The sequence below is a fragment of the Mobilisporobacter senegalensis genome (assembly GCF_003752155.1).
Classification (GTDB): Bacteria; Bacillota; Clostridia; order Lachnospirales; family Lachnospiraceae; genus Mobilisporobacter; species Mobilisporobacter senegalensis.
In genome coordinates this window covers 182,836-207,814 of the sequence record NZ_RJVG01000002.1, presented here as the reverse complement: position 1 = coordinate 207,814, position 24,979 = coordinate 182,836, and the positions used below count along the sequence as shown (strand labels likewise).

At 34.8% G+C, this 24,979-nt stretch carries 23 protein-coding genes, 1 pseudogene and 1 riboswitch; of the genes and pseudogenes, 3 read left to right on the top strand and 21 right to left on the bottom strand.

Annotated elements, in window-relative coordinates; all coding sequences use genetic code 11:
* Positions 1–96: 96 nt before the first annotated feature.
* The 6 genes from EDD66_RS03725 to mscL all read right to left on the bottom strand — a co-directional run bounded on the left by EDD66_RS03725 (position 97) and on the right by mscL (position 6,523).
* A complete protein-coding gene (locus EDD66_RS03725) occupies positions 97–1,794 on the bottom strand; it encodes a S8 family peptidase (protein ID WP_123608220.1) in 1,698 nt (565 codons plus the stop codon).
* 126 nt (positions 1,795–1,920) lie between these two features.
* The gene (locus EDD66_RS03720) at positions 1,921–2,634 is read right to left on the bottom strand and encodes a GntR family transcriptional regulator (RefSeq protein WP_123608219.1); all 714 of its coding nucleotides are present in this window, start codon (positions 2,632–2,634) and stop codon (positions 1,921–1,923) included.
* A gap of 11 nt (positions 2,635–2,645) precedes the next feature.
* Positions 2,646–3,812, bottom strand: coding sequence for an isocitrate/isopropylmalate family dehydrogenase (locus tag EDD66_RS03715; RefSeq protein WP_123608218.1), 1,167 nt, complete (start codon positions 3,810–3,812; stop codon positions 2,646–2,648).
* 96 nt (positions 3,813–3,908) lie between these two features.
* Positions 3,909–5,300: a beta/alpha barrel domain-containing protein gene (locus EDD66_RS03710; protein ID WP_123608217.1), complete on the bottom strand. Its 1,392-nt coding sequence runs from the start codon at positions 5,298–5,300 to the stop codon at positions 3,909–3,911.
* 171 nt (positions 5,301–5,471) lie between these two features.
* On the bottom strand, positions 5,472–6,017 hold the full coding sequence (locus EDD66_RS03705) for an isochorismatase family protein (protein ID WP_123608216.1): 546 nt from the start codon (positions 6,015–6,017) through the stop codon (positions 5,472–5,474).
* A gap of 23 nt (positions 6,018–6,040) precedes the next feature.
* Positions 6,041–6,523 (bottom strand): large conductance mechanosensitive channel protein MscL, encoded by a 483-nt coding sequence (gene mscL / locus EDD66_RS03700; RefSeq protein WP_123608215.1) that lies wholly within the window; start codon positions 6,521–6,523, stop codon positions 6,041–6,043.
* 371 nt (positions 6,524–6,894) lie between these two features.
* Between mscL and EDD66_RS03695 the strand changes: the two genes are divergently transcribed.
* Positions 6,895–8,343 carry a methyl-accepting chemotaxis protein gene (locus EDD66_RS03695; protein WP_123608214.1) on the top strand — a complete coding sequence of 483 codons (1,449 nt, stop codon included), beginning with the start codon at positions 6,895–6,897 and terminating at the stop codon, positions 8,341–8,343.
* Between the two features lie 274 nt (positions 8,344–8,617).
* On the opposite strand, the gene EDD66_RS03690 is transcribed toward EDD66_RS03695, so the two are convergent.
* The 4 genes from EDD66_RS03690 to EDD66_RS03675 form a co-directional block, all read right to left on the bottom strand.
* On the bottom strand, positions 8,618–10,462 hold the full coding sequence (locus tag EDD66_RS03690) for an ABC transporter ATP-binding protein (RefSeq protein ID WP_123608213.1): 1,845 nt from the start codon (positions 10,460–10,462) through the stop codon (positions 8,618–8,620).
* On the bottom strand, positions 10,455–12,701 hold the full coding sequence (locus EDD66_RS03685) for an ABC transporter ATP-binding protein (protein WP_123608212.1): 2,247 nt from the start codon (positions 12,699–12,701) through the stop codon (positions 10,455–10,457). Before EDD66_RS03685 ends, EDD66_RS03690 begins: the two co-directional genes overlap by 8 nt.
* Positions 12,702–12,715: 14 nt before the next feature.
* Positions 12,716–13,177: a MarR family winged helix-turn-helix transcriptional regulator gene (locus tag EDD66_RS03680; RefSeq protein WP_123608211.1), complete on the bottom strand. Its 462-nt coding sequence runs from the start codon at positions 13,175–13,177 to the stop codon at positions 12,716–12,718.
* Between the two features lie 250 nt (positions 13,178–13,427).
* Positions 13,428–14,375 carry a D-2-hydroxyacid dehydrogenase gene (locus EDD66_RS03675; RefSeq protein WP_123608210.1) on the bottom strand — a complete coding sequence of 316 codons (948 nt, stop codon included), beginning with the start codon at positions 14,373–14,375 and terminating at the stop codon, positions 13,428–13,430.
* A 177-nt stretch (positions 14,376–14,552) separates the two neighbouring features.
* Between EDD66_RS03675 and EDD66_RS03670 the strand changes: the two genes are divergently transcribed.
* On the top strand, positions 14,553–14,888 hold the full coding sequence (locus EDD66_RS03670) for a cupin domain-containing protein (RefSeq protein ID WP_123608209.1): 336 nt from the start codon (positions 14,553–14,555) through the stop codon (positions 14,886–14,888).
* A 74-nt stretch (positions 14,889–14,962) separates the two neighbouring features.
* On the opposite strand, the gene EDD66_RS03665 is transcribed toward EDD66_RS03670, so the two are convergent.
* The 3 genes from EDD66_RS03665 to EDD66_RS03655 are packed head-to-tail and all read right to left on the bottom strand — an operon-like array spanning position 14,963 to position 16,851.
* Positions 14,963–15,940 (bottom strand): Gfo/Idh/MocA family protein, encoded by a 978-nt coding sequence (locus EDD66_RS03665; RefSeq protein ID WP_123608208.1) that lies wholly within the window; start codon positions 15,938–15,940, stop codon positions 14,963–14,965.
* Positions 15,941–15,951: 11 nt separating this feature from the next.
* A complete protein-coding gene (locus EDD66_RS03660; RefSeq protein ID WP_123608207.1) occupies positions 15,952–16,215 on the bottom strand; it encodes a metal-sensing transcriptional repressor in 264 nt (87 codons plus the stop codon).
* Positions 16,216–16,227: 12 nt separating this feature from the next.
* Positions 16,228–16,851 (bottom strand): DUF1653 domain-containing protein, encoded by a 624-nt coding sequence (locus tag EDD66_RS03655; RefSeq protein ID WP_123608206.1) that lies wholly within the window; start codon positions 16,849–16,851, stop codon positions 16,228–16,230.
* A gap of 155 nt (positions 16,852–17,006) precedes the next feature.
* Here EDD66_RS03655 and EDD66_RS03650 point away from each other — a divergent pair, with 155 nt between their 5' ends.
* A complete protein-coding gene (locus EDD66_RS03650; RefSeq protein ID WP_123608516.1) occupies positions 17,007–18,248 on the top strand; it encodes a DNA polymerase Y family protein in 1,242 nt (413 codons plus the stop codon).
* Positions 18,249–18,303: 55 nt separating this feature from the next.
* Here the strand turns inward: EDD66_RS03650 and EDD66_RS03645 are convergent, their stop codons facing one another.
* The 8 genes and pseudogenes from EDD66_RS03645 to EDD66_RS18370 form a co-directional block, all read right to left on the bottom strand.
* Entirely contained in the window at positions 18,304–19,209 is a 906-nt protein-coding gene (locus tag EDD66_RS03645) for an AEC family transporter (protein ID WP_123608205.1), read from the bottom strand.
* 71 nt (positions 19,210–19,280) lie between these two features.
* Positions 19,281–20,129: a DegV family protein gene (locus EDD66_RS03640; RefSeq protein ID WP_123608204.1), complete on the bottom strand. Its 849-nt coding sequence runs from the start codon at positions 20,127–20,129 to the stop codon at positions 19,281–19,283.
* Between the two features lie 138 nt (positions 20,130–20,267).
* Entirely contained in the window at positions 20,268–20,738 is a 471-nt protein-coding gene (gene ribH / locus EDD66_RS03635) for a 6,7-dimethyl-8-ribityllumazine synthase (protein WP_123608203.1), read from the bottom strand.
* Between the two features lie 22 nt (positions 20,739–20,760).
* Positions 20,761–22,003, bottom strand: a pseudogene (locus EDD66_RS18990) (bifunctional 3,4-dihydroxy-2-butanone-4-phosphate synthase/GTP cyclohydrolase II).
* Positions 22,004–22,014: 11 nt separating this feature from the next.
* Positions 22,015–22,665 (bottom strand): riboflavin synthase, encoded by a 651-nt coding sequence (gene ribE / locus EDD66_RS03625; protein ID WP_123608202.1) that lies wholly within the window; start codon positions 22,663–22,665, stop codon positions 22,015–22,017.
* Positions 22,650–23,759, bottom strand: coding sequence for a bifunctional diaminohydroxyphosphoribosylaminopyrimidine deaminase/5-amino-6-(5-phosphoribosylamino)uracil reductase RibD (gene ribD / locus EDD66_RS03620; protein WP_123608201.1), 1,110 nt, complete (start codon positions 23,757–23,759; stop codon positions 22,650–22,652). Before ribD ends, ribE begins: the two co-directional genes overlap by 16 nt.
* A 165-nt stretch (positions 23,760–23,924) precedes the next feature.
* Positions 23,925–24,039, bottom strand: a riboswitch (FMN riboswitch).
* A gap of 71 nt (positions 24,040–24,110) precedes the next feature.
* Positions 24,111–24,719 carry an HDIG domain-containing metalloprotein gene (locus tag EDD66_RS03615; RefSeq protein ID WP_123608200.1) on the bottom strand — a complete coding sequence of 203 codons (609 nt, stop codon included), beginning with the start codon at positions 24,717–24,719 and terminating at the stop codon, positions 24,111–24,113.
* Positions 24,716–24,883: a hypothetical protein gene (locus EDD66_RS18370; RefSeq protein WP_170164241.1), complete on the bottom strand. Its 168-nt coding sequence runs from the start codon at positions 24,881–24,883 to the stop codon at positions 24,716–24,718. Before EDD66_RS18370 ends, EDD66_RS03615 begins: the two co-directional genes overlap by 4 nt.
* Positions 24,884–24,979 lie beyond the last annotated feature (96 nt).

Genomic DNA, 24,979 nt, shown 5'->3' with positions numbered 1-24,979 from the left:
AGTTATTTGTATATTCCATACAAAACCTTTTTAAAAGAGGTGAGGCAAAACCTGACCTGTTTTGCAACACCCCTATAATTTCCACTGTCTTGATTCTTATTCTCCACTTAAACTTTCAAAAGTACCATAAATATTGACCATTCCATATCCCCACTCCCGATTGGGATATTTTAAAGATGGATTTCTGGACACTCCACGGATTAAATACTTTTTAATCTGATAAGTATCCATGGATCGGTCATTTCCGTTTACAATTCCCCATTCCAGCACCATAGCGGTAACACCTGTGATCAATGCGGCAGCAGTACTGGTACCTGAGGCTGATCCATATTTCCCATCCGGTAAAGGAGAATAGATATCCACACCGGGTGCCGCCAGATCAGGACTAATTATGTCGTACCGGGTGTAGCCTCTGCTTGCATTAATATAAAGACTTTGATCTTTAGGATTATATGCTGTGGCTGTAATGGCATACACGTTATTTCCCGGTTCCGTTATTGTGGTATATTGATTTGGAAACAGAAATACGGTTTCTTCTGAAATAAATCCCCGCACAGGCAGCCATATATGGAATCCAGAAGTGATCTTTGATCCATAGACCCGGAATTTCCATATCCCTGGAGCCGGATTTCTAAAACGAATCAGAATCAGTTCATCACCAGTCTGAGCTTCCACAATAACATAATCAACATATATAGTGGTTAATTCAAAAATAAAACTTATATTTCTAAATTCACCTATCTTGGCAGGGATACGGGAGATATATTCTCCTGAGGGCGATATGATGTCAATAGAATAGGTGCCGGGAATATTCCCCCACAATTCCATGGAAAAATCCCCTTGATCTGCCCCAACCTTCAATTCTACCAGTGTATAGCCGATTGCATTATTAATTTCTCCATAAAAATGATGCCTGGCATTGCCTTCATTACCAGCAGCAATGACAATGGCAATACCCGCCTGATTCGAATACGTCGATATGAGATCATTTAAGGGACCCAATCCCTCATGGCTGCCCTGATTACTTCCTAATCCAATACATATGGCAATGGGGCGGTTCATTTTTCTGGCTGTATTTACTAAATATGCAAGTCCAAACATAATATCGCTTTCCGCATAGCAAATTGCATCATCAGGTACACCAAAATAATTTTTCAAATCTGCTTTAGCCCTTTTTAATTTTACAATAACATATTCCGATAATGGGGCCACTCCTGAAAATTCTCTCGATTCATTTGGCATTCCGCCTGCAAGCCCTGCTAAAGTTGTTCCATGTCCTAAATCATCCGTACTTGGAACGATATCAAATGGATTTTCATTTCTAAGGGCAAGATTGATCTGCTCCCTGGAATATTCCGTACCATAATAGAAGATATCGGGGGAAGCCTGCATATTTTCTATTGTCTGGTCCCATAAAGAGACAATTCTGGTAGTTTTGTCCCCATACTGGAACAAAGGATTTGTATAATCTATTCCCGTATCAATGAATCCTAATAATACTCCATTCCCCTGGAGAGATAAATAAGGTATTCTCTGGAGTTTTATTACGCCCATTTGTTCAAGACTGGAGGTATCTAACAAAGAATACAGCTTTGGTATGACTGAATAAGCAACGGAACCAATTAGTCTGTCAGGTACCCGTATACGAGGAGCATAGATCACCGCATATTTATCGTTGATATAATTAATGGTTTCCCCTGCATATCTTGCAAATTCTTCTGAGCTGATAGCATATTCCACAATGCCATCTGCATAATCACCACTGATTATTTTTCTTCTTTCTTCTTCATTCATTCTTAAATAACTCCCAGATATAATTTAAGATTTATTTTAATATATGAAAAGAAATAAAAAAAGAGCGCATTACGTCCTAACTCTAAAAAGTTGATTTTGTAATACGCCCTTACTTTCAATGATACACTATGAAATATTATCTTTATTGTCCGGTAATATACTAATGATGTTCTCTAAACCTTTTTCGCTTATATTCTTTATGGTATTCATCATATGTTCATGTGCTAAAAATTCAGCTCTGTCCTGATCTTTCTGCTTTAATGCTTCTACAATTGCCATATGCTCTGCATTAGAGTTTATCGCTCTCTCCATTGAAGAAAGCGTAACCTTTCGAACTCTTTGCACATAATGATGAAAGTCCGATAATACATGATCTAATATTTTGCTGTTAGACGCTTCATACAAGATTTCATGAAATCGATTATCTAATTCTAAGAGTTGATCACGGTGCTCCTTTTTTACGTGGAACTCAGATAAATATATGATTTCCTCCAACTCTTCTAACTGGTGCTTAGTAATATGTTCACAAGCCCATCTTGCACATAATCCCTCTAAATAGGAACGGATCATATAAATGTCCTGGATATCCTTCGTTGATATCCCGGTAACATATGCACCTTTGTTGGGGATGATATTAACCAGGCCTTCTAATTCAAGTTGTCTTAATGCTTCTCTCACAGGGGTGCGGCTGACTCCTAATTCATTACCTATTGAAGTCTCTTTTAACTCTTCGTTCTGATGATATTTACCTGATAGAATATCCTCACGAATCTTATTAAACACACGCCCCCTAAGGGAATATTTATCTGTGACTTCTTTTCCTACATCGAAACTTTCCAAGGATAATCCTCCTAGTTCATATTCTCGATAGTTTCCATAATATAGTCAGCAAATGCAGCACTTGTTGCACCTGTATCCCTGCCTGTAATAACTAATTTCTTCTCCGTTATAGTACAAATATCGAGTGCTTTATATAATTTGTCAGCTTCCTCATTGTGTCCAATATGTGCAAGTAACATCGCACCGGCACGAATTACACTGCAAGGATCTGCATAAATGTCTCTGCCTTCCGTCACCATACGTGGTGCTGAACCATGAATTGCTTCAAACATAGAATATCTCTTACCCAGATTCGCACTACCTGCAGTCCCAACACCACCCTGGAATTCAGCGGCTTCATCTGTAAGAATATCACCATATAAGTTTGGAAGAACCAGAACTTCAAAGTCTCTTCTTCTCTTCTCATCCACTAATTTAGCTGTCATAATGTCAATATACCAATCATCGGCAATAATATCCGGATATTCTTTCCCAATTTCTTTAAAGGTATCCAGGAATTTACCATCTGTTGTTTTAATAATATTGGCTTTCGTTACAGCAGTAACCCTCTTTTTACCATTTGATTTGGCAAACTCAAATGCTGCACGGATAATTCTTTCACAACCCTGGGTCGTAACAACAGTAAAGTCAACTCCAAGATTTTCATCCACATGAACACCTTTACTGCCGACTGCATATGCACCTTCTGTATTCTCTCTAAAGAAGGTCCAGTCAATTCCTTGTTCCGGAATTCGGACAGGTCTGACATTGGCAAATAAATCAAGCTCTTTTCTCATTGCTACATTAGCACTCTCTACATTAGGCCATTCATCACCTTTTCTTGGAGTTGTAGTAGGCCCTTTAAGAATAACATGGCATTCTTTAAGCTCATTAAGAACTGCAGGAGGAATTGCAGCCATTTCTGCTGCTCTTCTTTCAATTGTCAATCCATCAATTACTCTAAATTCAACTTTTCCTGAATCTACTTCCTTTTTCAATAAATATTCAAGAACTCTCTGGGCCTGACCTGTGATAGCCGGACCGATTCCATCTCCACCACATACACCGATGATAATTTTATCTAATTTTGTATAATCAATAAAATCACCTTGTGCTTTCATAGCTTCAACCCTGGCAAGCTGCTCTTCTAATAATTTGCCGAATTTCTCTTTTGCTGCTTCAATATTCTGCTTGTTCATTCTTATTCTCCTTACTGTAATGATTGATTTTTCTATTCATAAGATAGTTTATCATAAACATACATCTATTTCCATAGGATAAGCTATTAAAATCTTTTACCATAAAGAAATTTCAAGTTCATCGCACGCTCTTTGAATTATTTCAATTAATTCTTTATCTGTAATTACCGTCACACGTCCGCCTTCATATTCTTTATCAACCCATTCTTTTACTCTGTATACCACTGGACTATTCTTATCCACCGCTTTTTCATCTTTTAATTTGAAATAAGTATTGATCCAGTGTGCAATTCCTGCAAGTCCTGAAGTATTTGATACTGCTACTAATACCGGACGGTTTAAGAATTTTTCCGTATCAAAGATATTATAGATCTCTTCATTTTTAAGTAGTCCGTCAGCATGTATTCCTGCACGGGTAACATTAAAGTTCTTTCCAACAAATGGAGTTCTCGACGGAAGTTTATATCCTATTTCGTCTTTAAAATAATCTGCTAATTCAGTTATTACAGTAGTATCCATTCCATCTAATGTACCTTTTAATTGTGCATATTCAAAGACCATAGCTTCCAGAGGAGTGTTTCCTGTTCTTTCTCCGATACCGAATAAAGAACAGTTTACTGCAGAGGCACCATAGAGCCATGCAGTGGTGGAATTAGATACGGCTTTATAGAAATCATTATGTCCATGCCATTCTAACATTTCCGATGGTACACCGGCATGAGTAATAAGTCCATATATGATTCCCTGTACAGAACGTGGTATTACTGCTCCGGCGAAGTTGACCCCGTATCCCATAGTATCACATGCCCTGATCTTAACAGGCATGCCATATTCATCCCCTAATTTCATTAATTCTAAACAAAATGGAATTACAAATCCATAAATATCTGAGCGGGTAATATCTTCAAGATGGCATCTTGGTGCAACACCTGTTTCCAGACATTCACGGACAACACTCAGATAATGGTTCATTGCCTCTCTTCTTGTCATTTTCATCTTGTAGAAAATATGATAGTCAGAGCAGCTTACCAGAATTCCCGTTTCTTTCATACCTATTTCTTTTACTAATTCGAAATCTTTTTTACTTGCACGGATCCAGGAGGTGACTTCCGGAAATTCATATCCTCTTTCCATACATTTATATACGGCATCCCTGTCCTTTTTACTATATAAGAAAAATTCACTTTGCCTTATAAGTCCTTTAGGTCCGCCTAATTTATGTAAATAATCATATATTGTTACAATCTGTTCTGTGGTGTATGGCTCTCTGGATTGTTGTCCATCACGAAAAGTTGTATCTGTAATCCAAATTTCATCTGGAAAATTATGAGGTACAATTCTATCATTAAATGCAATTTTTGGCACTTCATCATATGGGAACAGATTCCGGAATACATTTGGTTTTTCCACATCTGCAAGAGGATACATATGTTCCTCTAACTCTAGTAAATTATTGTGCAAATTCTTAAAAACTCTACGATTTTCCATATTTCATTCTCCTTAACATGATTATTACGTATTATTATTCTTTTTTTATGTTTAAATATATAATTTCTTAGATTGTATACAATAATACTATCCTTGTCAAGTTGATTGCCATAAATAAAAATTTTTTTTATAAAAGCTTCAGGTACAGTGATACCATACCTGAAGCTCGTTCTATTTTATTATTTTTGAAATTGCCTTAAACGTTTCATTCCCAGCTTCTCTTGTTAATTCAAATAAAATGGATTCATAGGTTGCAAAAATTACTCCTTCCCCGGCAAATCTTTTCAGGGCGATCTCTTTATCATGAATCTTTCTGGAAGTTATACAATCTTCAACTATGATCACATTATAACCTGCCGCTACAAGATCGATTACTGTTTGCAGAACACAAACATGTGCCTCAATTCCACATACAACTATATTCTTTTTATTATAACTTTTAATTTGATCAGAGATCTCTGTATTATCCAGACAACTAAATGTTAATTTATCATAATATGAACACTCTTCACTAAGTGCATCTTTGATTGATTCTATAGTGTCACCAAGTCCCTTTGTATATTGCTGGGATACGACTAATGGAATTTGTAAAGTTTTAAGTCCCTTGATTAATTTAATGGTATTATAGATCAGCTCTTCTCTTTTATCCATAACCGGTATAATCCGGTCTTGATAGTCAATGATTAAACCGATTGTATCTTCTGCTAATATCCTCATAATTTTTCCTCCAATTAAAATTATTACTCAATATTCGATGTACAATAAGGGCATCGATTTGCCTTTGCTGCTATTTCGCTCTGACAGAATGGGCATTTTTTAGTTCCCTGAGCTTCTGCAACTTCTTCCTTTTTACTACTTAAAGTCATCTTATTTATTCCCTTTACCATGATAAAAATTACAAAAGCTACAATAAGGAAATCAATGATTGTACCAATAAATGAACCATAATTAAATGTTGTTACTCCTAATTTCTGTGCTATATCAATTGATGTTACTGCAGTTCTGTCAACATTCTCAGGAATCTTTAAGATCAAAAATTGTTCATTAAAATTTTCCCCGCCGGTAATCAGCCCAATAATTGGCATGATTAAGTCATTCACGAAAGACGTTACTATTTTTTGAAAAGCTGCGCCTATAATCACACCAACTGCAAGATCAATTACATTACCTCTCATTGCAAAAGTCTTGAATTCCTGTATGAATCCTTTTTTATTATGGGACATCTGCTCACTTCTTTCTCATGATAATATTCAGGCATTTTCCAAACTCCTGACTGTGGTTATGATTGTTCCAACACAGAAAAGGGTTCCCAATTACCCGGATAATAATATTATATAACATCATATCTGCCTAAAAGCAAGATTTTATTTCAATTATCCATAGTATATCCTGTCTAAATATATAGTAAATAAAGTCTTTTATATTACTAAATCCTCATCCACAGGGAAGTCACTTCTCATATATTGATAAATCCCTGCAATTTTAGTTTTATTGCAGAACTTACCAATATTATCTTTTTTTTAATATATTATTCCAATTTTCTTGCTGGAATGCTATAATTATACATATTGCTTAAGGGAGGGACTAAAAATTAATGAAAAAGATACATTTAATAAACGTTATAACAACATGGATTTGTTCTGTGTTACTACTTTGTATCACTCTTGGTGTCCGAGGGTTTAATTACAATTCCATAATCATTGGAGCATCTATGTTTTCTGCTTCGATTATTTCGACTATCCTTCTGTTTACAAAAATCAATGATACAATCAAAGGATCAAGTATCATAACCATAATAGGAATGGCAATACTTCTTTCTTCAATATTATTGGGAGGTTCCAATAGAACTTTTATTGTTAGTTTTTTAATTCTGGCAATGGCTACCCTGTATTTTAAATCAGCTATTATTATCTTCTACTCTGCTATTTATCTCATTGCCTGCGTTATTGCCCTATTTATAAATCCTGCCTACTTAGGTGGACAAGATTATGATATGGGAGGTATTATTATTGGATTATTTATTTATGCCGCCATGGCAGTTATGCTATATGTTGCAACGAAACGTGGAGAAACTTTATTACATAACAGTGAAGAAGCCTTAGATAAAGTTCAAAGTCAGCATGAGGAATTGGCTGCTACATCAGAAAAAATTCAAAATACAGTAAAAAATCTCCATGATGCTATATTAGTTAGTGAGAATTCCATTGCAGATATTGCGGCTTTATCAGATTCCATCTCTGAATCTTCCAGCCAGATGAACCACGTCGTGGAAGAATCAACCCAGGCTACAATTTTAATAAATGATAAGTTTGTTTATGCCAATAAGCAAATAGATAAAAATTATAAATATGCACATCAACTGGATGAGAGTTTTTCTAAAGTCATCCGCTCTGTGAGCGAAGGAAATAGCGGCATTAAGAATCTGAAGAATTCTATGGAAGATGTAGAATCGACGGTGACTTCTGCAAAAACAGCTACTGAATATCTCTTAAAGCAAATGGGACAAATTAATGTTATATTAGAGGAAATTGCATCAATAGCTGAACAAACCAATCTTTTATCTTTGAATGCATCAATTGAAGCAGCAAGGGCAGGAGAACATGGAAAAGGCTTTGCTGTTGTTGCGGATGAAATACGTAATTTAGCAAATCAAAGCAGCACTGCTTCTTCAAATATTCAGGATATCTTAAATAATCTTTCAGATACGACAATAGATGTATCAACAAAGATAGGCTCTGGATCAGAATCAGTAAATTTAGGGATGACAGAAGTTTCTAAATTAATAGCTTTCTTCCATGAAATAGATTCTTCCTCAAAGGAATCCAATACCCTGGTGCAGAAAGAATATACTGCTATTGAGAAGGTAAAGACTTCTTTCGATATTATTCAAGGTGAATTAGAAACAATTGTTGCAACTTCTGAAGAGAATTCTGCTATGATTGAAAATATATCTAATTCTCTTTACGAACAGAATCATTCGATTAAGGAATTGAATGGGAAATTACAGGAGATCGGTAAATTGTCTACTTCACTTGTGGAGTAGGGGTGGCCATAGCTATGACCCGCCAGATTACTAGCCTAAGACCGCCATAGAAAAAGGGAACATCCTTCGGATAAATCCGGGGATGTTCCCTTTTTCTATGGCGGTCTTAGGTCCAGTGAAACAGAACAGTCATAAATTACTTTTATTGCAGGGATAGACTTCGTCTACCCTACACTTCACAAAAGAGGCAGCTTGGTAAGCAAGCTACCAACTGCCTCTTTGTACGTTGCAGGCAAGCCTGCCTGCAGTAAAAATAATTTATTCTTATTGTCTCCTAAGCTGTTTTCTCCCATTGTGAATTATAGAGTTTTTCGTAAAAGCCCTTAGCAGCTAATAATTCTTCATGATTACCCTGTTCAATGATATCTCCGTCTTTCATTACCAGGATCAGGTCTGCATCTCTGATTGTTGAAAGTCTATGGGCAATGACAAAACTTGTTCTGCCCTTCATAAGGTTATCCATTGCTTTCTGGATTCTTATTTCAGTTCTGGTGTCTACAGAACTTGTGGCTTCATCCAGAATCAGAATCTTAGGATCTGCCAGGATAGCTCTTGCAATGGTTAATAATTGTTTCTGTCCTTGGGATACATTACTTGCTTCTTCATTTAGAATCATATTATATCCATCTGGCAATGTCTGTACAAAATGATGTACATGAGCCGCTTTTGCTGCCTCTATTACTTCTTCATCGGTAGCATTTAAGCGTCCGTATCTAATATTCTCCTTTATACTTCCATTGAATAACCAGGTATCCTGTAATACCATACCAAACATTTCACGAAGTTCATTACGATTAAAGTCCCTTATATCATGACCATCAATAAGAATCGCCCCTTCATTCACATCATAGAATCTCATAAGAAGTTTAATCATCGTAGTCTTACCGGCACCTGTAGGTCCAACAATGGCAACTTTTTGTCCAGGCTTTATTTTAGCACTAAAATCATTGATGATCGTATTGTCCGGGTTATAACCAAAGTGTACATTTCTAAATTCTACACTTCCTTCCAATCCTTCTATAGATACAGGATTCTCTACAATCTGATCTTCCTCTTCTTCACCTAAAAATTCAAAAACTCTCTCAGCAGCTGCTGCCATGGATTGAAATTGATTTGATATTTGTGCTATTTGTGATAAAGGCTGGTTAAAACTTCTTACATATTGGATAAATGACTGGATATCACCAACTTCAATTGTCTTCTTAATAGCTAAATAACCACCAAGAATGGATACAATCACATACCCGATATTTCCTATGAATCCCATGATAGGCTGCATTAAACCTGATAAAAATTGAGATTTCCAAGCGGAATTAAAAAGGCTCTCATTTGCTTTATCAAATTCTTTAATGACCTCTTCTTCCCCATTAAATACTTTCACAATATTCTGGCCTGAGTAGACCTCTTCTACCTGACCGTTGACTTTGCCAAGATATTCTTGTTGTGATACAAAGTATTTCTGGGATTTCTTAACGATAAACATAATCAAAAATGTAGATAGTGGCAAAGTCAGAATTGCCGTAATAGTCATCATGGCACTTATAGAAATCATCATATATAATACACCAATTACAGTTGTTATGGATGTAATCGTCTGTGTTATTGTTTGATTTAAACCTTGACTTAAAGTATCCACATCATTGGTTACTCTTGATAATACCTCACCATGGGTTTTGGAATCGAAGTATTTCATTGGCATGCGCTGAATCTTTTCAGACAGTTGATTTCTTAACTTATAAATTACTTTCTGTGCAATACCTGTCATAATAAATCCTTGTATCAGTGAAAATAATGTACTTACACCATATAAACCTAATAATATTAATAATGTATTTTTTATTCCATCAAAATCAATGGAGCCCGTACCGGATACTTTTGCCATTAAACCATTAAATAATTCTGTTGTAGCTGTACCTAATATTTTGGGTCCAATAATTCCAAAGACTGTACTTCCAATGGAAAAGACCAATACAAAAAATAATCCTAATTTATATTGTCCCATATAGGAACTAAGTTTTTTTATGGAACCTTTGAAATCTTTTGCTTTTTCCGCCGGGCCCATTCCACCGGGACCCATAGGTCCGCCTCCCTTAGGACGATGCTGTCTCTCATTACTCATTCTCTAGTTCCTCCTTTGATAATTGTGATAATGCAATCTGTTTATATACTTCACAAGTATTAAGAAGTTCCTTGTGTGTTCCCTTTCCTACAATTCTGCCTTCATCTAATACAAGGATCTGGTCTGCATTTAAAATCGTACTAATTCTTTGAGCTACGATAATTACTGTAGCGTCTTTTATTTCTTCTTTTAACGCTTTTCTAAGGGTAATATCTGTTTTATAGTCTAATGCTGAGAAGCTGTCATCAAAAATATAGATATCCGGATCCTTGGCAATGGCTCTGGCAATAGATAACCTTTGTTTTTGACCGCCTGATACATTTGTTCCTCCTTGGGAAATACTTTCATTATATTTTTCCGGTTTTTCGTCTATGAATTGGGCAGCCTGGGCAATTCTTGCAGCCTTTTCCAAATCTTGTTCTGTAGCATCCTGTTTTCCATAACGGATATTAGAATCAATGGTCCCGGAGAATAAAACACCTTTTTGGGGAACATAGCCTAATTTATCCCTTAAATCATGTAATGTAATATTTCGGATGTCTACACCCTCTACTTTTATCTCTCCATCGGTAACATCATAAAATCTCGGGATTAAATTAATTAAAGTACTTTTACCGCTTCCTGTACTTCCAATGATTGCTGTAGTTTCTCCAGGTTTTGCCGTAAAGGTAATATCTGACAGAACATCTTCCTCTGCATTAGGATATCGAAAATGTACATGATCAAATTCTACTACACCTTTTTTATCCATTACCGTTGGCTGTGTGCTCGTTGGGTCTTCAATGGTAGCTTTCATATCCAGTACTTCAACAATACGTACCGCAGAAACTGAAGCTCTAGGCAGCATAATTGAAACCATGGAAATCATAAAGAATGACATAATGATCTGCATAGTATACTGAATAAATGCCATAAGATCCCCAACCTGCATATTACCTGCATCCACACCATGTGCACCCTTCCACATAATAAGAACTGTAATTATATTCATAATCAACATCATAAGGGGCATCATAAATGTCATGGTTCGAAAGACGAATAAATTCGTTTTATTAAGATTTTTATTTGCTTCATCAAAACGGTTCACTTCATGTTTTTGTGTACTAAATGCCCGAATTACAGGCAATCCGGTCAGAATCTCACGTGTTACTAAGTTTAACTTATCTAGTAAATCCTGCATTTTTTTAAATTTTGGCATTGCAACTGCAAAAATCACAAGCACCAAAGTTAAAATAGACATAACAGCAACTGCGATAATCCACGCCATGGAGGTATTTGTATTTAGTGCTTTAATAATTCCGCCAACTCCCAGGATAGGTGCATAGAATATAATTCTGAGTAAAAATACCATCAATGTCTGAATCTGTTGGATATCATTTGTACTTCTGGTAATCAATGATGCCGTCGAGAAATGATCAAATTCATTATTTGAAAATGATACTACTTTGCGGAATACACGGCTTCTTAAATTTCTTCCTAAATTAGCCGCTACCCTTGCTGCAAAATATCCAACAATAACGGTTGCAATCATAGATAATAAAGCAAGGCCTAACATCTTTCCACCAGCTACCAGTATGAAATTCATCTGAAGTTTATCCATGTCAATTCCAATTGCAATGTATTCATTTTTCACTGCGGTAATTGCCATCTGATCCATAATAGAATCCGGCATTTGTTTAAACTGTTCTTCAAATTTATCTAATATACTATCTAACTGCTCCCCTGGCATCTGTGAAAGTATAACGAATATGTCCTGATCTGCCATCTCTTTTGGCAATCCTGCCTTAAAGCTTTCCTGAACTTTTATTGCTTGTTCACTATCCCCTTCAAAAAGTGAAAGTGGTAAATATGCTTTACTGATAATTTCTTTTAAATGATCGATGGTCTCATTATTTTTTGTGTTTAAAAGATATAAATCTTCCTTTTCTAGTGCGCTATATGATTTTAAATAAGATTTATAATCTTTGTCATTTAAAGTATCTTTACTTATACGTTTATAATTATCCTTCACGAAATCTTTGTCATTATCATCTACAAATAATAACAATTTATCTAATTGTGAGGCTCTAATAGCAGTTGGCAATGCCTGCTCAACGCCGCCTTGCTGTATACCTACATTTACTATTTTTGATGTGTATTCAGGCAATGACAAGTCACAATAAGATTGTAATACTAACAATACAATGATAATTAAGACCTGTATTGCAGATTGTTTCAAATATTTTAACAATTTTAGCATTTTTATGTCCCTTTCTATTTTGTATACTCTTCGCTTAAAATTTGATAAAGTTTATTAAAGATTCGTATTAATTCTGTGGCATCTTTCTCTCCCAGTTTTAAAAATATATTCTCTGCAAATTGGCCAAACTGAGCTTTCGTTTCCTCCAAAACCCTTGAACCTTCCTCCGTCATCCTTATATAAACCACTCTTTTATCCTTTTTAAACACTGTTCTTTGAATATAATTTTTGTCCTCTAAGCTGTTAAGCATTTTAGATGTGGCTGGTCTGGATGCTTTTGATAATTTATTAATCTGGGTCACACTTACGCCTAGAGCCATATCTTTTTCTTTTTTTTGTTTTTCCATAATCATTTCTATATGGGTCAACATCATAAATTCACCCTTGGAAATTTTTAGAACAGGTTTAGCCAGGTGTGTAATTCTATGGATCTTACCCATTATCTCAAAAACTTGTTTCCCATAATCTTCAGTCATGGTCGTCTCCTTTCTTGAATATCATTTTACACAAACCCACATATGCAGTTCCATCTCGTTCTTTCAACCAAATAAAAATAGTTAACCTGTTTAATATTTAACTTGGTTAACTATTTTCTATCATACACTATTATATTCTTTCATTCAGATTTGTCAATTATAAAATCAAATTTTATAATTATTTTATATTCATTATATTATTTTTATTTATCTGACGACTGCCAGCTCTATGCTCTTAAATAAGTAAAATTTAATTCACTACATTAATTGGATTTCCATTGATAAAATGTTTTATATTATCTGCTACAATTGTAATCAGCCTTTCCCTTGTCTGCTTTGGCGCCCATGCAATATGTGGCGTGATTACACAATTCTTTGCTGATTTTAACGGATTGTCATCTCTCATAGGTTCCCTTGATAATACATCAAGTCCTGCACCAGCTATAATATTATTATTGAGGGCATCCGTTAAGTCCTGTTCATTTATAATTGGTCCTCTTGCTGTATTGATCAGTATAGCGCTTGGTTTCATCATTTTTAATTTATCTTCATTAACAAGATTTCTTGTGGCATCTGTAAGTGGACAATGAATGCTTAATATGTCGCTGCGTTGAAACAATTCCTCTTCCGTCACAAATTCAATCCCTTCAAAATCTTTTAAGGTTCTTGTACAAACAATAATATTCATTCCAAATGCTTTTCCAATACTGGCAACTTTTTGCCCAATGCTGCCAAATCCCATGATACCCATAGTCATTCCTGATATTTCTGAGATTGGATATGGAAAATAAGAAAATGTTTCTGAGTTAATCCATCTTCCCTCATGAACAGATTCATTATAGGTACCTACTTTATTTACTAAATGTAATAATAATGCGAAGGTATGTTGTGCCACTGCATCTGTAGAATATGCAGGAGCATTGCAAACTGCAATTCCTTTCTTCTTTGCTGCTTCCAAGTCAATATTGTTATAACCTGTTGCAAATAATCCAATATATTTAAGATTCTTACACTGCTCAATAACCTCTGCATTTATAGGAACTTTATTGCATAAAACTATTTCAGCCTCTCCTATATGTTCTACGATTTCCTCTCTGGCTGTTAAATTGTAGGATTGTACTTCTCCCAGATCTTCTATCTCTTTTAATGAGATATCTCCTTCTGTCACTGTTTTCTTATCCAAAATTACAATCTTCATAATTTCCTCCCTATAGCTTAAATATATATTAATATTAGTATTGTTATTTTTAAATGTGATATACTACCATAATAAGAAGATTAATCCTCCCGTTGCATATGCAACATACTTTTTTGTCCAAAGATAATATAATAAGATAAAATAAAATTATAATTTACAAACGAAAGAAGGTATATTATGAGCAAAACTATTCTTAAAAACATTGAATTATCCACTGTATTACCATTACAGAACTTAGTTTCCTATCAGGATGGACAAATTGTAAGTAAAACCTTAGTTCAAAACTCAAATGTAAGTTTAACACTCTTTGCATTTGATAAGGGAGAAGAGATCAGTTCCCATTCTTCTAACGGTGATGCTATGATTTATGTTATAGATGGAACCGGTCAGATTACCATTGGTGATGAGACTTATATGGTTACTTCTGGTGAAACCATCGTAATGCCGGCAGGCATCCCACATGCAGTTTATGCTGCAGAGAAATTCAAAATGTTTCTAATCGTTGTATTTTAATTTATCTATTGTAATCCTTGTTACTATTCAGCCATGGAGAAAAAGCTATTTCTCCGTGGCTGAATAGTAACATTCTATCTATCTGCCGGAAAATGAATTCCTGTTTGTTCTCTTACTTCATCCATAATATTTAATTCAATCAAAGAATATTTGTTATAATCTTTTTCATAATTGGGATTCTCAATTAGACGTACCATCTCCATAGCTTCATAATACATATTGTTCTGTTTCTTATCTACCGAAATATTTTCTTTTCGTCCGTCCCTATAATATATTGTAATATCTTTTGGTTCACTTATCATATCAATGACCATTGTACCATCTTCTCCCTGAATTTCACTTGGAATATAGGAATCCGCAATTTTAGAATACATTAAATCTGCCTGCATTTCATCATATTTTGCAATGATAGTACCTGCTCCATCAATACCATTCTCTAATATTATACTTTGGGCTTTTACCTCATTAGGGGCCCCGAATAATCTGGCCAGAGCATGCACGCAGTAAACACCAATATCCATCAGGGCTCCATTAGATAATTCCGGTTTAAAAGCATTCTCTATGACTCCCTTTTTAAAATTATCATATCTTGAAGAATATTTACAATAATAAAAATTCGCTCTACGAATTTTGCCAAGCTTATTGAGATTTTTCTCAATTTCAAGAAATCCCGGGTCATAAACGGTCCTCATTGCTTCTAAAAGAATAGTATTATTATCAGATGCAGCTTTGATCATTTTCTTTAATTCTTTACTATTAGAAGCAATGGGCTTTTCACATAATACATGTTTTTTAGATTTAAGCATTAAAATACTTTGACTGCAATGAAAGCTATTCGGGCTCGCAATGTATACCATATCAATTTCATCACACTCAGCCAGATCATTTAGCTGATCAAAAACTAACTTAGCTCCGTTTTTATCCCCATATTCCCTGGCTCTATTAATATCTCTGGAATAGACACCGTGAAATTTAATATCATCACACTCTTTTGTAGCTTCAATAAATCTATCCGTTATAAAATTAGTCCCTATGACTGCATATCTTATCATATCATTGTCTCCTATTTTGACAGTTTATCCATAATAGCCATGATTTCCTGCATTTTTTCTGTTGCATCATTATTTTCCAGTGCTTCTTTTACGCAGCATTCTAAATGTCCATGAAGGACTTCTTTATTTACTTTTCGTAAAATAGCCTCTGTTGCCATCAGTTGGTTGGATATATCAATACAATATCTATCTTCTTCTACCATTTTAAGAAGGCCGTCTAATTGCCCCCTTGCCGTCTTTAAAAGACGGGTTACTTTTACTTTATCTGCGTGCATACTCTTCCTCCATTATCTTAGGCGGTTACATTCAAATCGATTTAATGTTAATAAACTATCTCTTAATATCTGATATCGTTCTTCTAAAGTTCCCTCTTCCAAAGTAATATCCATTGAAATGGCTATATCCTCTAAAAGCCTGTCATCCAATTTATTCTTAAGGCTTACTAAAACATTTAATTTGTCCTGATAAGTTCTGGCATCTAAAAAAGATATTAAATTAGGATTGAAACCAGATTCCTGATCCTCTGAATTTTTATGGATGACCGGACTGTTAATATCAACTTCTTCTCCATCAGTCTTTTCTAAATTATCTGCCTCTTTATTCATTTGAACATTATTCTGTTTTCCTGTCACTGACTCATGATCAGCCTTATCCTCATGGATATTCCCTGGCTCCATTATATATAATTCAAATCTATATTCCTGGGTGACGAATGGATATTTTTCCCGGTCCACCTTGCTGATAAACATCTCCAAGGGTCTGCAGTACGTCTTAAAGTCCCCATACAATGCCTGATAAACTACCATTGCTTCTCCAGTTTCAGAATGAATGGCAACTGTAATAATCTGATATAAATTACCTTTAAAATGCTTATAAAATTCACCTGGTCTTGGAATTCTTTCCTGTTCCATCTCTTTACCTCCAGTATTATGAATGAATGGAAACTCTTATCTACTTTTCATAATGACATTGTAACATACTAAGTATTTTATTTTCAATCACTGAACTTCTTTATTTATAAAAGAAATAATTAATGATATACTATCAGGGAGGTGATTTTGTGGAAATGAAGAAAAGGATAATATTTCATATTGATGTAAATAGCGCATTTTTATCCTGGGAAGCAATCTATCGGATAAAGGAATTAAAAGAAACCTTAGATCTTAGAACCATTCCTTCTGCTGTTGGAGGAGACATAGCAAAAAGGCGCGGTATTATTCTTGCAAAAAGTATCCCCGCCAAACAATTTAATATTAATACTGGCGAGCCCGTTGCTCAGGCTTTAAAGAAATGTCCTAATCTTACACTGGTACCACCTCGGTTTGATTATTTTGTGAAATGTTCCAATTCTATGATGAAAATATTTCAAGATTATACTCCTGATATTGAGAAATTTAGTATCGATGAAGCTTTTTTAGATATGACTGAAACGATACATCTTTTTGGATCTCCTGTTGATATTGCTGACCAGATACGGGAACGGATTTATAATGAATTAGGCTTTACTGTAAATATAGGAATTTCCACCAATAAATTATTAGCAAAGATGGCATCTGATTTTCGTAAACCAAACCTATGCCATACTTTATTTCCGGAAGAAATAGCAGAAAAGATGTGGCCATTACCGATCAGGGAACTTTACTTCGTGGGAAAAATGGCTGCACAGAAATGCCAGCAATTAGGAATTCAGACCATTGGTGATATTGCTAACTGTGATTTAGCTGTCTTACAATCCCATCTTGGTCAAAAATACGGAAAATTAATACATGACTATGCCAATGGTATTGATAGTTCTCCTGTTGGAGAAACAGATTCTCCCAATAAAGGGTATGGTAATAGTATTACCCTATCTAAAGATATTTCTGATTATGATTCAGCCAATCAGGTCCTTTTATCCCTTAGCGAAACCGTTGGCAGCAGGCTTAGGGATGCCAAAGTAAAATGCAATTGCATCACTGTTGAGATCAGAGATTATAATTTCAACCAAAAATCCCATCAGATTACTCTTGATACTCCTACAGATATTACTTCTGTTATTTATGAAACCTCTTGCAGACTTTTAAAAGAAATCTGGGATAATACTCCTCTGCGTCTTATGGGAATCCGGACCACTAAAATTACTGATGATGATTTTACCCAATTAAGTATATTTAATTCAGAAAAAAATGAAAAATTAGAAAAATTAGATGTAGCTGTAGATAAAATCCGTGATCGTTATGGCACCGATTCTATAAAAAGAGCCAGTTTCTTAACCCCCGAATCAATCTGTGAACATTCTGTCAATCGTCATAAAACACAAAAACCGTAAAAGTCTATTTTAAGACTTATTACGGTTTTATCTATAGGAAGCAAAGATTTACCAATTAAATCAGGATAGATAACAGTGGTATTGTTACCGTAGATAAAAGAGAGGTTAAAAAGATACCTTTACTTACAAACCCACTGTCTCCTCCATATTCATTACAAGCCATTACCACATTAGCTGCAATTGGCATACCGGAAAGTAATACAGCGACTCCAAGTAAAGTATCATTGGCAATGAAATTTTTTAGTAATAACCATATGATTACCGGATAAGCAATTAATCGAAGGAATGTAATAAGGTATATTTTCTTCTCTAAAAAAACTTCTTTCATTGGTACATTTGCGATCGTAGAGCCGATTACCAGCATGGCAAGTGGGGTTGTCACATCCCCTATCATACCAATGCTTCTGGAGAGAAGTGCCGGAAATGGAATCTCGAACACAAAGATAAAAACTGCCAGGATAGCAGATATTACTCCCGGATTAATAAGATTTTTAGGGTTAAATTTATCACCGTCATGCTTGCTTAAGGTTGCTATTCCATATGAGAAGAATGCAACATTAAAAACCAGCATGAATATGGATACATAAAAAATTGCATCGGAACCATAAATTCCTCCGATTACAGGTATTCCCATAAATCCCATATTAGGGAATACCAGCATGATCTCCAGTGCCCCTTTCGTCTTTTCCGGTACTTTTATTATCTTTACCATAAGCTTTGAAAGGAGCGGAAATAAAATGAAGGGAAGGATTGCCAGTAAAAATACAACAATAACTTCTAATTTATTTTCAATCTTATTACCTATGACCGAATCTATAACAATGGCCGGAGAAGTGATGTTAATTACCAGTTTTGAAATTTTCTTGTTGCTTTCTTCATCCATAATGTTTGTTCTATTTGCTATATAGCCGACCGCCATTAAAATAAAGAGCAAAAGCATCTGTTGCAGTATATTGTTCATTTTTGTTCTCTCTTTCTTAAAAAGCGGCTAGATAATATTTCTATTATTCTAGCCTCATAAGTATATTTTATTTATAAATCATAATATAGAATTCCCAAAGTATTTGGTCCACAATGACATGAAATAGTACATCCCGCTTTTGTAACAATGATTTCTTGAAAATATTCTTTTTGTTCTATAGCATTTTTCACCATTTCAACCATTTCATCACTGCAGCTGCTATGGGTAATAAATATTCTCTTTGGATGGATCTTATTTAAATCTGCCAGTTTATCATCTATATAAGATTTTAGAGTTCTTTCCAAATTACCACGATATTTCTTTGCTACTTTCATTTCCCCATCCACTACTTCAATACAGGGCTTTAATTGCAGTAAATTGGCGCCAAGTGCTGCAACAGAAGAACAGCGGCCTCCTTTATGTAGATAATTTAAAGTATCAATGACAAAACTTGCCTTCACCTTTGGAATGAAGTGAGATAGTTCTGTTAGAATTTCTTCCGGGCTCTTCCCGTCTCTTGCCATCTCCGCAGCTAACATGACCGTATGACCATAACCTGTAGATAAATTACCAGAATCAACCACCCTGACGTGTTCAAGCATATTAGATGCATTCACGGCTCCCTGATACGTAGAAGAAAATTTCGAACCTAAACTAATATGAACAATTTCATAGTTCTGTTCAATATATTTTTCAAAAAAGAGCTTATAGTCATATACAGGAATTGCAGATGTTTTTGCTAAAATTCCTTTTGTTTCAAAAGTAGTGAAAATTACATCTGGTTGAATATTTACTCCATCTTTATAGGATACCTCTTCAATATTAACATACATAGGGATAATTGGTATATTTAATCCCTGTAATATATCTGCCGTCAGATCACAAGTACTTTCTGCTGTTATAATTACTTTTCTATCCATACTTTCCATCACCTTAATCGCTTTTTTAATCCATACTATACATTATACACATTCTAAATAAAAAATCCATTTTTATCTTTGAAATAAAAAATCATTTACTAATATAGATAGATTCATAAATATGACAGCATTGAATAATTAATGATTGTCAATCTCTTTTATTAAATTGATCATCTCAATTGCAGAAAGAGCACAATCATATCCTTTGTTACCTGCTTTTGTTCCTGCCCTCTCGATTGCCTGTTCAATATTTTCAGTAGTAACAATACCGAAAAGTACAGGAATATTGCTATTTAAGGATACATGGGCAATTCCTTTGGATACCTCATTACATACATAATCATAGTGGCTGGTAGAACCACGAATTACAACACCAAGGCAGATTACTGCATCATATTTTCCTCCATTTGCCATCTTACTTGCAATTAATGGGATTTCAAATGCACCAGGTACCCAGGCAACATCGATTTCATTTTCATTAACTCCGTGTCTCTTCAATCCATCCATTGCACCACTTAATAATTTGGATGTAATAAATTCATTAAATCTGGATGCTATGATCCCTATTCTTATATTCTTTGCTACTAAATTTCCTTCATATACTTTCATACTTTATCCTCCTGATTATCCATTACTTTAATATTTTTAAAATATGCCCCATCTTTTCTTTTTTAATATGCATATAATGTTCTGATTCTTTTTTGTAGTCTGTTTCTATTGGAACTCTTTCAACAATTTTTAATCCAAATTTTTCAATACCAGATATCTTCTCCGGATTATTGGTCAGTAACCTTATTTCACTTATATTAAGGTCTTGTAATATTTCTGCACCAACAGTATAATCCCTAAGATCTGGAGAAAACCCCAATGCTACATTGGCCTCAACTGTATCCATACCTTTATCTTGAAGTGCATATGCTTTTATTTTATTGATTAATCCAATCCCCCTTCCCTCCTGCCTAAGGTAGACAAGCACACCTCTTCCTTCTTTTGCGATTGCATTCAATGATACTTCTAATTGATCTCCACAATCACATTTTGCAGATCCAAATACATCACCGGTAAGACACTCTGAATGAACTCTCACCAATACTGGCTTACCATCACCTACATTACCCATTACTAAAGCCACATGATGCTCACCATTATTCTTATTTACATAACCATGGATAATGAAATCACCATATTTTGTTGGTAAGTCCGCTTTTATTTCATGTTTCATAATCACATTATTTTTCATATAATGACCTCCTATTTTATTACAAGCTATTCACTTGTCTATATGTAACCAAATCTTTAATTGTTATAAATGTAAGACCATGCTCCTTAGCAAATAATTTTAATTCACTTGTCTGCATCATAGTCCCATCTTCTCTCATGATCTCACAACATATTCCGATTTCTTTAAGTCCTGCAAGTCTTACTAAATCTACAGTTGCTTCCGTATGTCCATTTCTTTCAAGTACACCATTTTCTTTCGCCTCCAATGGAAACATATGCCCTGGTCTTCTAAAATCTTCTGCTTTCACATTATCCCCTGCACTTTTCATTGCCGTAATGGATCGTTCTAATGCTGAGATGCCCGTTGCTGTGTCAACATGATCAATAGATACGGTAAATGCCGTAGAATGGTTATCTGAATTCTTCTCTACCATCTGAGGTAACTGTAACTTTTTAGTCATCTCTTTGCTCATTGGCATACATATTAAACCTTTTCCATAACTGGCCATAAAATTGATTACCCCTGGCGTTGCAAATTGGGCCCCACAGACTAAGTCTCCCTCATTCTCTCTATCCGGATCATCTGTTACAACAACCATTTTCCCTTTTTTAATATCTAATATTGCCTGTTCGATAATATTTTTATTATTCATTTTCATCCTCCTTAATAAAAACCATGCTCTGTCAAAAAATCTAAATTAATATTGCTTTTTTCTTTCTTTTCTTCCATTGGTTGTAATAACTTCTCAATATATTTTCCAACCATATCACACTCAAGATTTACTTTGCTCCCTACGGACTTTTTAAGTAGTGTGGTTTCATTTCCAGTATGGGGAATTAGTGAAACTTTGAAAATTTCGTTATCCACATATATTACTGTAAGGCTGATACCATCTATGGTTATGGAGCCTTTCTCAATAATGTAGCGAAGAATCTTTAAAGATGATCTTATTGATATTACTACTGCATTATTTTCCTTTTCTATAGAATCAATTTTACCCGTTCCATCGATATGACCCGATACAATATGACCTCCAAATCGTCCATTCATACTCATTGCCCGTTCCAGATTAACTTCATTCCCTATCTTTAATGCTCCAAGAGAGCTTCTTTTTAACGTTTCAGGCATAACCTCCGCTGAGAATGTAGTTTTAGTAATACTATTTGCTGTAAGACATACACCATTTACTGAAATACTATCTCCAATCTGGATATCATCCATAATCTTTTTTCCCTGAAAGGTGAGTAAATATGACTTATCTCCTTTTGAAATATTTGTTAATACTCCTATTTCTTCTACTAATCCTGTAAACATTTTTTTACCTCCACATCATATTGTAAGAGAATATCATCTCCAATCACTGAAATCTTATTACGCGTCAATAAATAGGCCTCCTCTATCTCTGATATTCCAGTTCCCTCAATTGGCGAAGGGCTGATTGTACCACCGAATATTTTAGGTGCAATGTAAACGTTTAAACGATTTACAATTCCACTGGAAAGTGCACTCTCATTTAATGTAGCTCCTCCTTCAAGCAATATGCTGTCAATTCCCATTGTCCCTAATTGTATCAACAGGTCATTCAAATCTATTCTTCCATTGGATTCCCTTACAGGAAGGACTTTTATATTAAAACCTTCTAAAATTTTTCTTTTATCATAATCTTTTGAGATGGTGGCCACTATCGTAGGGATATCCTTTGCTGTTTTTACTATCTTTGAATACAATGGGATTCGTAAATGACTATCACAGATAATTCTGATTGGATTTCTGCCTTCAGGAATTCTGCAGGTAAGCAATGGATCATCTGTTAACACAGTTTTTATTCCTACCATTATTCCAGATAGTTCATTTCTTAATTCATGAACATGTCTTCTTGCTTCTTCTCCTGTGATCCATTTTGAGTTACCAGTATTGGTCCCTATTTTTCCATCCACTGTCATTGCATATTTCATTAAGACGAATGGTGTTTTGGTCAATATGTAATGAAAAAATTTTTTATTTAACTCTAAGCACTCCTTTCCCAGAACACCAGTATCGACCTGTATCCCGTGACTTTTAAGAATTTCTATTCCTTTTCCTGACACCAATTCATTGGGATCTTTTATACCAATCACAACTCTTTTTATCTTACTTTTTATAATTGCGTCTGTACAAGGAGGCGTTTTCCCAAAGTGGCAGCAAGGTTCCAAAGTAACATATAAAGTAGAATCTTTTGGATCTTCATTACATTTATCCAGTGCCATTCTTTCTGCGTGTAAACAACCATATTTTTCGTGATAACCCTCTCCAATAATAACTCCATGTTTTACGATGACAGCTCCAACCATTGGATTGGGATTCACTTTTCCAATACCTTTCTTTGCTAATTCAATCGCTTTCTCCATGTAATATTGATCATTTTCCATTGTTAAGTTCCTTTCATAATTTAAACAGCAAAAAGCCCTAAGGAATCCTTAGGGCTTAAAATACAGCAGTAACGCAATAGTACCTTATTGATGTATCAAAAAAGCTCTGAAATACGTAAGTATCTCAGAGCCAATGATAGCAAAATAAGTATATAAATATACTGCAAATTTCTTCTTTCATCCAGACTTTACTGTCGGCCTCGGAATTACACCGAATCATGCCTTGCGGCTCGTGGGCTATACCACCGGTGGGGAATTGCACCCCGCCCTGAAGACTATTATTTAATTTATCATAGTATATCACCGGGTTGAACTACTGTCAACCAGTGAAAAATAATATTATAACCATTTCTATTTAATCTTGCATTTTTCCAGAAAAACCTCAATATTTTCCTTTTCTGTTTTTGGATCCGGATTTCCTCTTCCCATCCGATCACACCATCCAAGTAAGCCAATATCTTCAATATCCACTTCTTTTTTCATATCTTTTACCTGGGCAAACGGAAGATTATTTACTACAAATAATATCTGCATATGCCATCTGACTAATGCTGCCACTTCTTTGATGAACTCTTCATCTGATACAAATTCACCCAAAAAATCTTTTGCTATATCCGCTCCAACTTTCTCGTGATCATAGGATGTGATCTTACCTTTTCTTTCTCTTGTTGTATCAGGTTTCCCAATATCATGAAGAAGGGCTGCCCACATAAATGATCTTGGATTACTGCTTCTGTTTTTTACTTTAGCGGCTTCATCCAAAACCATCATCGTATGATTCCAAACATCTCCTTCCGGGTGATATTTGGGAGATTGTTTTATTCCCTTCAATTTTAGTAATAATTTAAAAGGATATTCTGTAAAAAATGGTTCTGACGTAATCTTATTGATATATCTTGATGGAACTTCATCCTCCATAAGATGCTTTTCCAGAGTTTGAAATATTTCTTTGTCCATCATTTTGGGTGTCCTGGTATTACCTTTGCTTTTTCATGTCCATTTTTTGCTTTTCCCTGGATTTCCGGAACAGGGCGCTGATCATTTTTCTTATGATGGGTTTTATGATTGCTTTCAGTTCCGTGTGGTTCACTGGGATCTGGTCTTCTCATACCTGCTTTTGCCATAATCTATCTCCTTTTTACATTTATTCCATAGATAATCCAGTATTCCAAATTGTATCATTAAAATAACAATTTGAATATCTAAATTATATAGAGATT